The organism is Chryseobacterium sp. S90, from assembly GCF_047444895.1.
GTDB lineage: Bacteria > Bacteroidota > Bacteroidia > Flavobacteriales > Weeksellaceae > Chryseobacterium.
The window spans coordinates 1,652,657-1,667,579 of the sequence record NZ_JBLGCX010000001.1; the positions used below are offsets into that span (position 1 = coordinate 1,652,657).

The 14,923-nt window shown below is 35.2% G+C and carries 4 protein-coding genes and 2 tRNA genes; 2 read left to right on the top strand and 4 right to left on the bottom strand.

Annotated elements, in window-relative coordinates:
- Together ACLMCG_RS07635 and ACLMCG_RS07640 are read right to left on the bottom strand one after the other, a co-directional pair.
- Positions 1–10,263 carry a SpvB/TcaC N-terminal domain-containing protein gene (locus ACLMCG_RS07635; RefSeq protein WP_413959385.1) on the bottom strand — a complete coding sequence of 3,421 codons (10,263 nt, stop codon included), beginning with the start codon at positions 10,261–10,263 and terminating at the stop codon, positions 1–3.
- Between the two features lie 8 nt (positions 10,264–10,271).
- Positions 10,272–11,600: a T9SS type A sorting domain-containing protein gene (locus ACLMCG_RS07640; protein ID WP_413959386.1), complete on the bottom strand. Its 1,329-nt coding sequence runs from the start codon at positions 11,598–11,600 to the stop codon at positions 10,272–10,274.
- Between the two features lie 578 nt (positions 11,601–12,178).
- Between ACLMCG_RS07640 and ACLMCG_RS07645 the strand changes: the two genes are divergently transcribed.
- Together ACLMCG_RS07645 and ACLMCG_RS07650 are read left to right on the top strand one after the other, a co-directional pair.
- Positions 12,179–12,253: transfer RNA gene (locus tag ACLMCG_RS07645), tRNA-Pro, on the top strand.
- Positions 12,254–12,285: 32 nt separating this feature from the next.
- Positions 12,286–12,359 (top strand) — tRNA-Arg (locus ACLMCG_RS07650).
- A 585-nt stretch (positions 12,360–12,944) separates the two neighbouring features.
- On the opposite strand, the gene ACLMCG_RS07655 is transcribed toward ACLMCG_RS07650, so the two are convergent.
- Positions 12,945–13,784: an SH3 domain-containing protein gene (locus ACLMCG_RS07655; protein ID WP_413959387.1), complete on the bottom strand. Its 840-nt coding sequence runs from the start codon at positions 13,782–13,784 to the stop codon at positions 12,945–12,947.
- Between the two features lie 25 nt (positions 13,785–13,809).
- Positions 13,810–14,637: a 50S ribosomal protein L11 methyltransferase gene (gene prmA, locus ACLMCG_RS07660; protein ID WP_413959388.1), complete on the bottom strand. Its 828-nt coding sequence runs from the start codon at positions 14,635–14,637 to the stop codon at positions 13,810–13,812.
- Positions 14,638–14,923: the final 286 nt, after the last annotated feature.

Genomic DNA, 14,923 nt, shown 5'->3' on the forward strand with positions numbered 1-14,923 from the left:
TTAATTGTTTTTTAATTTATTAATATCTGCAGAATTAGGCTTCCAATTCCATTCAAAACTTTTAATAACTTTTCCATTCTTATATACATTCCATCTTCCTTTTTCTTTTGTTGTTTCATCATAAGTTCCTTTAATTCCATTCTGATCATAAATAACTGTCTTGGTAGCACCTACAACAGTTAAGTTTGGATTTTCTACAGATAGAACTTGTGCCGCAGATCCTTTACCGTCTCCACCATAGCAGCCTAACAAAATTAAATTATGATTTTTTTTATCTAAAAAAGATGAATCTATCTTATCAATACTTAATATTTCTTTAAGCTGTTTTGTATCATATGCAGGTTGATATTTATTTCCTTCTTCCTGAGTTTTATCATATAAACTTAAATATGTTCTTGATATACTTCCATTTTTGTAATAGTGACCATGAGAAAACAGATATGTCGTATTAGGCTCTGCATTCTGATTAAGAGCTGCATTACTTATAAATCCTCTAGCAATAGTTTTCTGTCTTAGTTCCTCACCTGATCGTTGAGGTATATATTTTGCCAAAGTACTAAAATTTTCATTTAAAAGAATTGAGCCATCTTTAATTGCTAATGTCTGCTTACCATTAGGATCAATATATTTAATCGGATTCTGATATGTATAAATATAAGGATTTAGATTACCCCAATAAAATACTCCTCCATTATGTTCGCCATCACCATAAAACTGATTCTCCATTGCTGGGTTGTAAACTGCCAACGGATCCACCCCATACCAAATACTCGCTCTTGGGTTATAATATCTTGCTCCGTAATAATACAACCCTGTTTCTCTGTCAAGCTCTTTTGCATTAAACTTATATGGGTTATCATATACACCTGTTTGCTGCTCCAGCATCGTCTCACCGAATGGTAAATTTAAGAAAAACTGTGTACTCTGAGCACTGGAATTGGTAACAAATGTTGCTGTTCCTAAATGGTCATTATGTAAATAGTATAATCCTAACTGGCTGGCTGGTCCGTTTAAAGTATTCAACTCTGATAAGGAAATATCTCCTACACCTGCTTTTTCAAGGTATGTTTTAAAGTCAACAGAAGGATCAGGTTCTCTCATTGTGGTTCCCTGCTCTGATGTTCTAAGGTTTAATGGCACAAAAATATTGCTTCCATCCATCACTCTGCTGGCAAATCGGGTTGCTCCCTCAAAATAATGTTTGGTATACTGTCCGTTTAAGGATACCGTTACATACGGATTAGGATACAAAGTATAATCAGTTAAGCTTAAGCTACCCGGATCTACCAACTCTCCGTTCTGATACAACTGAGAACTTCCATGAAGATTGTACTTTATTGTTCTTTCTCCTTTGTCGTCGTACGCATAATACTGGTATACTCCGGAGTCGTCACTATAGAATGCTTTCAAACGATCCTGCTCATCCCAGAACATCTTCTTAGAACCAAATTCATCAACATGCTCAATGGTATTCCCATTTTCATCATAGGCGAAAAGTTGCTGCGTACCACTGATATTACCATCAATAATTGTCTTCACTTTATGAGTTTCCGGAATATACTTATAGTTATTAGAATAAGTATTCAATGGGTTCGGCTGCTGGTCGATCTGATGCACCTGCTCCTTCAATACAATTCCTCCACTTTCGTTATATGTTACCTTTCTAAGCTCAAAATGTGAGTTACTTTGTGCATATGGAGAAGTATTGGGTGTTGTAGGAGTTCCCCCTTTATCATTAAGACCCATATCACTTTCCGTACCAATCAATCTGTTTAAAGTATCATATCCATATTTGAAAGCATAGGTTCCTCCCATCTGATTCGGAGTTACTCCTACGTCATTGGCAAGACGGATAATATTTCCTCTCTTATCATATTCATAGCTGTTGGATAAGAATGCATTGGAATTGCTCCATAATCCAAAGTGATTTAACCTTCTGTTGGTAGCAATATATGAATAATCTGTTCTTGTTCCATTTCCATAGTTGGCTGCTGTTCTCTGCTCATAAAGGTCATATTTGATATTCTGAATATAATTATAACTTCCGTTGGTTACCGTTTTAAGGTTTCCCCCCAGGTCATAACTGTAAGTAAGCTGTTCTCCATCCGGATAGGTCAGCTTTTTCAAACGGTTCCAACTGTCATAGACATAATCCGTTTTGAATTCCATCGTTTGAATATTGTATCCGAATATTCTGCGGGTTTCTGATATTACTTCACCCAGCTTACCATAATTGTAATTGGTATAACCTGTCCCGTCTGTTTTTGTCGTAATCCTTCCGGAATTATTTCCTGAATTGGCAGGCATATAATTGTAATGAACGTTATTAGGATTAGTAACTCCGCTCGGAAGATCAGGAAGTATAATATCTGTCAGTCTGTTCTTATCATATTTATAATGAATCTGATGGGTTTGTATAGTAGGATCATTTGCCAGATTTGGAGTTCCAAACCAGGTAAGATGTCCTGCAGCATCATATACATAAGTAGTAAGCCCTTTATCAGGATGTAACATTTCTGTTCTTCTTCCGGCAAGGTTATACTTATAGGTCGTTTTAATACCCTGCGGATCAGTTACGTTAAGCAGTTCACCTATTGTATTGTATTCAAATTTTGTAGACAGCGGGTCACTACTCAGATAATTTATTTTCTCAACAACTTGTCCTTCCGCATTGGTAAAAGTCTCTGTTCTGGTAACATCCAATTCTTCGATACTTTTAAACAGATTCCCTTCTATTTCGTAGCCAATTGATTTTTCAACGTTGTCTTCATATTTAATATTCGTAATCCTATCAGAGTGGTCGTATGTATTTCTTACGACATTCTGAGCAATTGACAGGTTAAGATTATCTGTCATCTGATCTTCCTGTACCGGATGATACTGTTCTATTGTTCTTCCGAATACATCAAAAACAGATCTTCCTGAAACAGATCTTTTTTCCACACCACTTACATCAATATCTTTCTTCACCTGTATCACTCTTCCCATGAAGTCTGAATAGGAATCCGTATTGATAAGATTATTCGTATGGTCTGCATCATAATGTGAGGTTCTTGCACGGAATATTTTAATATTCTGATCTGAACTCGGCATACCATAATGATCATAATAATAAGAGTGAGTTATTGTAGAAACATTTGCAGGACTATAAGGTTCAATGATGGATATAGGCCTTCCATAGTCATCATACCCATATTGTATTACATTTCCTGTGATATCTGTACTTTTTGTTAATACATCCAAATAAGGACTGTACTGACCAAAGGAAATATATCCAAAGGCATCTGTTGTCCTTATTACATACTTACCAGTTTCATCATCATATTCGTAGGATATAGAATATCTGTTCTGTGATTCATCAGGCGGATAAGTTACGGTTTTAACATTACCGGAAGATTCATAAGTATAATCTGTTATGATATCCTGAGAACCATCAAATACAATGTATTTTCCTATATCTCCTGTATTAACATTTACATCCTGGGTTTTTCTCTTCCTTAAAAGAATAGAACCTGCTCCGTCATATACATTGATCTCTTTTGGTACTGCGATCATATTCTTATTCAGTCCGGTCCAATAAGTGATCACAGATTTATACGAATTGGTAGGGCTGGTATAGATATAATTTGAAATCAATCCGGTATTATAATCATACTCCATTTTTTCCGTAGTTTCTATTTGCCCGCCATTTTCAAATCTCGTATTGATCTTTGTATTCAACAAAACGGCAGCCATTTTTCTACCTTCTGTTCCCCCGGTATCAAAACTTTCGGTTAAGTAATTAGGGTCTATTTTGGTTGTATTATCTTTAAATTTATATAAACGATAGTTATAGATCACTTTGGAAATTAACTCATCATTTCCCGAAAGGATTTTACTTTCTTTAATTAATCCATTTAAGAAATAACTTGTGTTATAATACGTCTCCTCAGCTTTACGGTAAGGATTTCCATCGATATTTATTTCTTCACGTGTTACTTTTCCAAAACCAAAATTATCTCTTTCTCTTCTGTCATAACTGGAATTTTCAAATTTATATCGGGTTACAATATCTTTCTCTGTACTGGAAAGCGTATAGTCTGTACTAAAGACATCCGGGTTTAATATTTTAACCTCTTTAACCACCAGCTTTGCATGTGGATCCCCATAGTTCGGCTGTGTAAACTGATAGTCTATAATGTACTTCCCTTTGGTTATGTTTTGAGTAACAGATTTCAGTTTATTGGTTTTCCCAATCAGAGAGTAATTGACTATAAATCCATTATTATTATCTACGACAAGGTCTACAAATCCATCTCCGTTCATATCTCTGAAAGCCTTTTGGGTATCAGAAACATTGATCCCCAGGTTGGCAGTGGCCCCTGCCCCTACTTTTATGAAAAGATTCAGGATCGGAGCAGGAGGAATAATCGGGATAGGCCCTATATTCAGCATAAAATGCCCCCCAAAAGAGAAGTAACCATTATACGAGCCACTTTCTTCGGTGAAATCCACATTTCCTACTGTTTTAAGTAATGGAATTGCAGCATCAAATTTATGTCCTAAATTATAACGAACACTGGTTGATTTAACACATCCTGCTAAGCCATCACAGTTTTTTACCTCTAGAATATCAATGAGACCATCTCCGTTTATATCTTCATATACAACATCAGCGGTCCCTTTTGAAGCCGAGCCTCCCAAACTTGCACTGATCCCAAATCCAAAGCTGCTTAATGCACTCATATTTGCTGAAGACCCTAAACCTCCGCCAATAGAAATATTTTCACTTCCTATCGGATGAGATCGGTAAGTAAGCATATTTTCAACAGGTTTCCGCGTTAACAGTTTTTTCCCCAGGTTGAGCATTACCCCCATATTCAGATCGCCTCCAGCTACCACTCTGTCAGGAAGTCCATCTCCATTAATATCCATCCAAAAATTTCTTCCTGAATCAAATGAGTTAAAATACTTAGTAACTCCTGCACTGACAGATCCTGATCCTGACCAAGGCATTGAAGCATCTCCTTTTGAAGTTGTTCCTAAAAGACCATTTACACTTATTCTTCCACTAGCCGAGAAAAGATTGTAAGAGAATCCCAGAGAATTCATCTTCTGATAAGTATTAGAATCAGTAGGGAAGCCTCCCGAGGCAACCAGGCTTATATCCTCTAAACTTCCGACTGAGTTCGTCATTTGAATAGATTCCGGATAAACCATATCAGGATAACCATCACCATTAATGTCTGAGAATGTCTGAGTTTCGATACTTCCGTTCCCCCAAGGTACAGTTTCAGATTCGGCTGCAGATCCACTTATATTCCCTGATGCTACACTTAATGTATTCGTTGTATTACGGGTGTAGCTGCTCTGTTTTCTACTGATAGCCTTCATTGTGGTATCCAATGAAAGTACTCCTGTTACCAGAGTAGTAGGTGTTACCGATGGTGTATTAGGTATAGGATTATTGAAATAATTTACAGTTTCATCATCCTTGAAAGAACTTGCAGAAGCAAACTGATTGTCTCCGGCTCCCACCCAAATACTTTTAACGGTGTAATTCGTACCCCCTGTATTTACCAGTGAACTATGTGGTTTCATTGGAGAAACAAATTGGGAAAGTGTATTATTTCCTGTATTAGGATTTGCATTAGGTAAGTTATCAATACACTTAGCCAACTCCTCTGCAGTTAAAGGAGGCTGCTGAATACATTGTGGATAAGTATTTTGAGCTACATTACCCGGAGTCATAGTTTCTGCTTCAATTGGCTTTCCATAGGTATAAGCTTCTATAATTCCCGGATTGTATAAAAATTGCCCCCAGTTATTATAGACAGTAGTTTTTGGGTTATACATTGCTGTATTTACCGAAGTCGGCGGTACAGAGGTAATCAGCTCACCACTTCCGTAAATTTTGAATGGTTTCCCTTGGAAGTATTGAGAATATTTATTAAATAAAGCATAATCACCGTCTGTTTTACAGTATACCTGAATATTTACAAGATGGGGTTGACCAAATTCAGGTATTGTCAAATCTCCCTTATAAAAATTGATAGGACTTATTCCTGGAACATCAAAAGCGCCAATCATATCCTCTTCTTTAATCACAGAGTTAGCTCCGTTAGCAGCTACAGTTACTTTTCTTTTTCCCATAACTGTAGATCCGGTTTTGATTACGTAATAAAACGATCCGGTTGAAAGAGTAGAAAAGTTTGTAACCCCTTTGTCTATCTGAACACCATAAGCTCTTTTCCCACTAACGATATTAGGATTATCCTGTGTACTTCTAAGGTCTATTCTTCCTCTTAGTTGTGTTACGGCATATGAAGGATATTGAGCAACGGGATATAGTTCTACGTTGACTGAAGTATTATTATTTGAAACGGCATTATAATTTACTTTGATTTTATCCTTCCAGTTACTATTTAAAAATGATGCATGAGAATCAGATTCTACAATAAACTTCAAGTACACTGGTTCACTTGAATTCACATTCAAAGTACCTGTAAAAGCCTCAGTAATAAAAGGATCATACGACTGAATATATTCTGAAGAATGAAGCACTGTAACAGCACCAGTATTAGCGTTCTCCGCAATTATTTTAAAGGTAAAGCTATCAGTACTAGAGTTAAAATTAACACTTTCCACTGTAATATTTGCTGTCCCCGTACCATCCAGATACACTGATGATAATAAATTATTGGTCAGGAAATTGCTTCCATAATTTCCATTATTCAGCTTAAACTGATCCTGAAATATAAACTTGCTTGACAAAGGGGATCCTGTTGAGGGATCAACATAAATAACTTCCGGATTAGAGTTTACCTCTAAATTCTTATTCTGGCTTTTATGCAATCTTATATAAACTTTCTCACCACTTTTTACAAAAATCCTGTTGGAACTATTAGCAGCTCCTACCTGATTGGATACCGTATTAGATCCCGGGGAAATAGTATTCATTTCTGTATAATAATCATTATACTTCGAGATCGAGATATTTTTCGCAAGGCCCCCGGGATTCAGTTCCGTAAGATAAACTCTTGTATTAACAGAAGCACCCGAAGACATATAAGGGGCTTCCACCGAATAATACATTTTTATGGGTAAATCATTCGGATCTCCAGTATAAGGAGGTACGGATATATTATCTTTAATCGTGATATAACCATCCTGTGAGGCTATCCATACTTTTACAACATCAGTAATTGGTACTGCCGGAACATCTGGAGTAACAATAGGATCAACCGGTGGTAAAACCGGAGGTGCTATTGGTTTATCCTTCACTACCATATTTTCTGTGAATTCAGAATGTTTGGTCATTTCAGGCTGTTGTGATATCTTATTATATTTATTAAACCATACCTGCCCATTATTGACAATATCAACTAATCCGTCAGAGTTAGCATCAATCAGATAGGTGGATGTGGTTCCTCTGGATGTAGATTTAATCTGGGATTTGCTGTATACAACTGCTCCCATATCCCATCCTGAATTGTTGGTTTTGGTTTCAGTATAAGTAAAGTTATTATTATAATTCAATAAGGGCTTTGCTGGTAAAAATGATAAATTCCCATATTGGTCCAGTGTTCCCTGACTGAATTTCAGTTCAGAAGAAGTTCTGTAAATCATATCCTGAATACCATCTCCATTAAAATCAATAAGCTGCTGTGCATTTTTTGCTTCAGCAGTAGAATATCCAAAAGGGAATCCAAACATCAGATGCCCATATGCATCATTGGAAGAATAAAAGAAATTCAACCCAGCAGCCGGTCTGAAGTTTAATCCATTTTCAGAGGAAATATTTCCATTGATTTTGGAGGGTTTTAGGATGTTTTCGATCAGTCCATTATAGACATTTTCAGAATTCTGTACCTGTACCTGGGTATCAGGTCCAAATATCTGATTATTTTCTACCGGGTTATAGTATTCAAAAGAATAGTCATCGATAATAGGAAGCGGATTAACAAGCTTAATGTTGTATACCTGACTGTATAATCTTTTTAACCTTGTTTTATTAAATTGTCCATCTTCGTATTCTACACCATATGTTCGTATTCTTTCTGTTTTATGTTTTATATCAATTGATCTTAAAAGATACGGTTCCACCCTTTTTACCCCCTGTTTAGCATTGATACTGATATCTTTTCTGCTAATCCCGGTTTCAGCAATAAAATTAACACTATAATCCTGATTCTTTCCATAGGTTATTTTTTGAATATGAAAATAAACTCCTCCAGTTATATTATTGTTTATTCCAAGATCTAATGTATTATTCTGATAAGTGAAAAGCATTTTGTTGCCATGGGCATCTTCTATCATTCTCAATCCCCAATGAACAATCTGGCCTTCACTATTTTTTATAACAGAGTTATCACTTCCGCCATAATAGCTTTTAGTACCATTGGTAGAGGTAACTGTCCATGAATAAGTGCTTATGCTATTTCCCTCCCTTTCTATAAGTGTAAAATCATGATTCTTTCTAAGATAAAACTGTTTTTTTCCTGTTGCATTTCTTGATTGCCTTGCAGTTGTAATATCCGTAGATGTTTCACTTACATTATTATGTCTGTGAGGCAGGTAGCCCCCAGGATAAACAAGCATTTCGCCATCCAAGGTATATAGTTCTGTTTCCTGGCTACCAAACATAGGCGTTCCCCATCTGGTATCTACTGTAATCGCAGATAATCCCTGAAGATCCCATCCTTCACCCATCCATCCGTTACCGGCGCCACTATTGTATCCTATTGCTAAAGACGGCTGTAATCCTCCCAATCCTGCAGGAACTTTAATAGGGTAATTCATATTGGCATCACCTTTCTGATTTGCTGTAGGTGCATTCATCAGTTGCATGCCAGCCATTGGATCAGCTGCTTTCAATCCGCTGATACTCGTAGGCGAAAAGGCTGTTGTTTGGGGAGATTCCGGAGCGGAAATAATTCCGTTGATATAATCATGATCTCCATCTCCTTCTACCATTACCGTTTTATTTTTCTCATCAACAACTGACTTATCTGCTACCCATTGTTTCTTGGCATAATCAAAATGGAAAATTTTAATGTCTTTAGGAGAAAACAATCCCAGCCTTTTCGTATCGTAAGGAATGGTGATCTTTGCTTTTTTCTCCAGCTTCCCGGAAATTACAGAAAATCTGTAAGCGGCATTATTCAAGGTTACATTTTTAAGTCCCTGAGATACCGCAGGAATATCTTTTTCTCTTAATTTCAGAACTTCAATGTAAGCCAATTCTGATGTTCCTTTTTCTATAGAAACATTCATATTTTCATAGCTTATACTGAATTCTTTATCTTTTGAAATTTCAACACCTTTTGGTTTTGCATAGTAATGGTCAATTACTTTAAAGGCTTTTGTTGAAGCTGGAATTTTGTAAGCATTAGTTATGCCTCCTGCAATAACAGAGAATGAACCCTCTGCCTTATTTTTCTCTGAAAGTTTGACAACTTTTTCAAACTCACCATTTTTTACAGCAACAACTTCATTATTAACTACCACATCTGATAACGATGCTGTCTTTCCTTTTACATACAACTGATCTCCTGACAGTACAGAACTTACGATTAGATCATTATCAGACTTTTTATCTTTTTCAAAAACAATACGTAAGTTTTTTACTTTGTATTTTACCCCGGCTGAAGGTGAAGTAAATAATATGGAATTGGAACCTGTTTTTATAAGTTCCGAATTGATTTCCTCTTTTTGATGACTCCATTTTGCGCTTGGAACAATAACTCCTCCTCCTATTGCAATATTATGATTAATAGATCTGGATACTGACTCATGGGAAGCCAATCCAAACAGATCGTATTCAAGATATGCTACAGTGTTTTTTTCCGCAGATGGAATGTCAATGGTAAAGAAGTTATCAGAAACTTCATCTTCTTCCTGATCCGTGAAAGCTCCAATAGTTCCTTCTTTTTCCTTTGATGGATAAAAATTCTTATTGTCGACAGCAACATCATTTTTAAACTCAGAGAATCCTAAATTTTCCTTTGCTGAATTTAAAAATACAGAATGATTTTCATCTAAAATATTCTTTTCAGATAATTTTTCAGATTGTGTAAATTGATTAAAAGGATTTTCTTTTGCATCCTGATCAAGTAAATCAACTTTTTTATCAGTCCATTTACTTATCAGCTCTTTTTTGAATACCTGTACCTTCTGCCTGTCTTCTTTGGTAAAGCTCGCAAAGACAAACATCAACGCAAAGAAGCCTATCAGTAAACAAGACTTCCTCGTAACAGGAAATTGATCCGTATTTATTTTCATGGTTTAGTTTAATCAACAATTAATTTGAACGTTTTTATGATTTTTTTATCTTGGATAAGATTAATAATGTAAGCACTTTGAACTTCCAGCTGACCAGTGTAATGATTTGATTTTCGGTCAATATTATCAAATTTGACCAATCTTCCTGATCCATCATAAATGGAAATTCCAAGTCCTTCCATAGGAGGGAAAGTAACTGTAAAAGTTTGTCCTTTTTTAACTGGATTCGGATAAAGATTAATTTTAGTTAGATTCAGTGATAACTCTCCGTTAATTAATAATCTGGAATCTGGATTTTCATTCGCTCGTTCATTCTTAGCACTTTTCAATGGACTTACTGCAAAAGTGAAATGAGCTGTATCACCACTATCAAAATCATTAAGGAAATCAACTTTATTAAAAATGATATAATTTGCAGCTTCAGATCCTTGAACTTTCTGAATACTTCCGTCAGGTTTTTTCAGGAACATCCAATAAGCAATAGGTAAAGACCTTGGATTCACCGTTTCTTTTAATATTCTTACACTATAATCAGTTTTAGGAACTCTATTACCTATAAAATTGATTTCCCAGTTTTTTTGCAAAACATCAAAGGTACCGTCGTTTTTTAAAGTCAGTTCATTATTATCATCAGACCAAATAACAAACTGATTATTCTCAAAAACAGCCTGATTCTCGACATTTGTTCTTTCAATAGAATTTTTCCCAATTGTCAAAAACAGATCAGCCTGATTGGAAGACTGTTTTTGATAGAGTTCATTCCCATTGTCTCTTCCTAATCCAGTGGGTTTATATCTAAATTCTTTATGTTTTTCCGGATCCCAGATTACCTTTCCATCACTGCTATAATATTTCCCCTTTTCCAGTGAAATTCCGTATTTAATAGAGAGATAGGAGTGTATTTTACCAAGATCTGAAGATTTTGCTTTTCTTGGAAAAAATATCATCTCATAAAGATTCTGATCTTCAAATTTAATTTTCAAGCTATCAGACTTATCACGGTTCGGATCTGCAACTGCTACAAACGAAAAAACACTTGGTCTTTTTCTAATTTCAACAGTTTTTTCTCCACCAGTTTTAAAGTTGCTATTTCCTAGCGAAATCTTTTTCTCAGTATTTTCCCATATCAATTCATCTTCCTTCGATCGGTGGACCGCTGTAAGAGTATGGCTCTTATTTTTACTGTATTTAATATATTTCTTGAAAAGCTTATCCTTGATACCACAATGAAAATTGAGTAAATTTTCATCTTTGCACTTCGTTACTTCGCGAAGTGTTGGATTGGCTTTTTCCCATAGTTGGGCGTCAGATCCCACCAGTTGAGAATAAACAGACACAGAACACGATAAACAAATTATCGCGAATGCCCTAGAATAAAAAGGGTTATACATATTAGATGTTTTTTGCCAAATAAATAGTCAGCAATAGCCAACTGAAGTTTAGTTTGAAAATTAACCAAAAAAAGATAACTATCTTAAAAATTCAGAATAAGGTAGTAGAAAGAGATGAAAATGGCTGATTTTTTCATAGTATTATCGTGGTATTAATTTTTTTTTGCAAATTTATAAAAGAAATAGATACCACAAGTTTTTTTTTAACATTTTTTAACAGAGAGAAAAAAAATTATAATTTCTTTCATGTAGCAGAACGATCACTGAGAAATTCATTATTGTGAACAGAACCCATGAATAAACGGTTTCAAATTTCAAAAAGGAAAGAAAGAGAAAAAAAATGAAAATTTTTTCATCATTTTTCAAACACGATAAGTCAATGGTTATTAACCAGGTAAAGTTAATAAAATTCTATTCACCAAAAATTAATTAAAAATTATTCTTCATTTTATTTTTTTATTTAAAAAAGTATTGTACCTTTGCAACCGCAAAAACGAAGTAAATATCGTTACTGATGACACCCTCGGGGCGTAGCGTAGTCCGGTCATCGCGCCTGGTTTGGGACCAGGAGGTCGCAGGTTCGAATCCTGCCGCCCCGACTGTTTTAGTAGTTTTCTCAAAATTACTTAATGGGTGCGTAGCTCAGCTGGATAGAGCATCTGCCTTCTAAGCAGACGGTCAAAGGTTCGAATCCTTTCGCGCTCACTTAAAGACTTACTAGAAATAGTGAGTCTTTTTTTGTTTTATAAATTGACAAAAAAGTTCCAAATATTATTCTTCACTCTTCTTTATAGTTTTAAACAGAAGCCTGGCAATATAAATAAACGATAATAAGCTTATCAAATTTCAATTAATCCCATTATTATAACGAATCATAAGGAACAATTAAAATCAATGCCATTAATAAGGCTTTTCCTGCCTTAATGAAACAGAATACTTATCCGCAAATAACAAGAGAGGCTATCCTATTCGTTTCACTGGTTAAAAACACCGTTTCACCAACTAATTTTGCAGCATCAGCTTATCTTTTACTTTTATAGACGAAAAGACCTGTTACTTTTACATGGTAAATGTTGCCGCAAGGTCACTTAGTTAGTTTAATTAGTATTAAGGAAACATTGATTAAGGATCAATAAAAATCTTTTTGTGCACTTTAATTCCCTGTAGCCTTTATGGCTCAACTATACACTTAATCATGTTTGGTAGGATTGGTTTGTTCCAATCCTATTTTTTTACATTTATACAATAAAAAACCGCTGTGGTTACAACGGTTTAATTTATTTTGAGATATTATTTTAACTTATAAGAACTTCCGTTCCAAAGATAGGTTCTGGAAGAATGCTTTTTCTTCTCTCTGTCTTTTTCATCTACTTCCATATCTTCTACTTTAAGGATAAACGCATTGGGAATCCCTCCTTTATCATTAGGGAAAACATATTCTTCACTGTGATAAAAAGCTCCGGCATCCCCTACGTTCATCAACTGTGGAAGGGTAATCAGTTTTTTATCTTTAAAAAGAACATACTGATCATAGCTTGCTATTCCACAGGCTTCACCGGAAACCATTGCTTTAAGGGTAAATTCAACATTCTGTAGTTTATGGCTGCTTTCTATATTGAAGGATGCAGAGCTTAGCTCCTCTCCCTTCCCAGTATCAAAATACACCTCATCAATAAGTGTATTTCCTTCCAAAACTTTTATCCCGGCAATATTTTGTTTTTCGATCTGGTTGTATTCTTTATTTTTCCTGTCAATCGTTTTGGAAAGCCCGAAAAGGAAATCATACCCATTTTTGTTACGATACCCTACACAAAGATTACCACCCCAGATATATCCTTCCAAAGTATTTTCTCCTTTCTGATAAGAGATTTTATACCAATTGGCAGCTCTTTCACCTAATTTCAGAACAGTTTCTTCTTTTTTAAGAATCATTACCTGCTGATTGGTCTGCAATGAATCTACAACCTGAGTATTCACTCCCGGGTCTAGTCTCACACGAGTCCAATCTGTAAAAATCTTTTGCGCTTTATTTTCTTCAAAACCAAAGACCCCATCTGCATATACTTCATTTTCCTGCGCTGTAAAAAACTGCAGCATCAGTATCAATAAAGCTGTCAATAAAGTTTTCATATTCGTATTTTGTTTTTTGTGTGTGTTATTTTTCAAGCAGAAGACTTACCCATTCTTCACGCTGTAGTTGTTTTTTAAGCTCAAGACCGCTTTCTTTACATACTTCAAGGATATCATCTACGTCAAAGAAGCACAATCCTGAAAGCAATAATTTACCGCCTTTATTCAATACTGAAACATAAGTTGGGATATCTGAAATCAGGATATTCCTGTTGATATTAGCTAAAATAATATCAAAATTCTCTTTTCCTAAGTTTTCAGCAGTTCCCTGCTCAATATCTAATTCTACACCGTTTCTTACTGAGTTTTCTTTTGAGTTTTCTACTGACCATTCATCAATATCAATAGCTTTTGTATCTCCTGCTCCCTGCTGTTTTGCATAGATTGCCAATACAGAAGTTCCGCATCCCATATCCAATACCTTTTTGCCATTGAAGTCAATATCCATCATTTGCTGGATCATCAGGTGGGTTGTAGGGTGATGTCCTGTTCCGAAAGACATTTTAGGCTGAATGATAATTTCATGCATTCCCGGCACCGATTCGTGGAACTCTGCTCTGATCAATACTTTATCATCAATATTGATTGGAGAAAAATTCTTTTCCCATTCTTCATTCCAGTTGATATTCGGCATTTCTTCAAAAGTGTATTCGATTTTTACGTTTTCGTTTTCAAAGATAGGAAGGGCCTTCAACTGATCTTCCTGAAACAATTCTGTCTGGATATATCCTAAAATTCCGTCAATTTCTTCTGTAAAGCTGTCAAAACCTATTTCTATAAGCTCTGCCATTAAAATTTCATTCCAAGGCTGCAATGGAGAAATTTTGAAATTGAATTCTAAATAATTTTGCATGTGACTAATTTGCTGCAAAAATACTAATGTTATTATTGTTAAAAAAATGATGAGGTAATTTTTGGCTGAAACCGGGGATTTTTTTGATTTTTATCCACAGATTTTTTGAAATGTAGTCTCAAACGTCAAATTATTTGGTTTTTGTCATTCTGAATGAAATGCAGTGAAGAATCTTATATTTTTATTATCTATTTTTTCCCACAGATTGCACGGATTTCAACAGATGATTGCATATACTATATTCAATAGGGGTGAGCTTTAGCCCGTCTTAAAAACAAACACAATA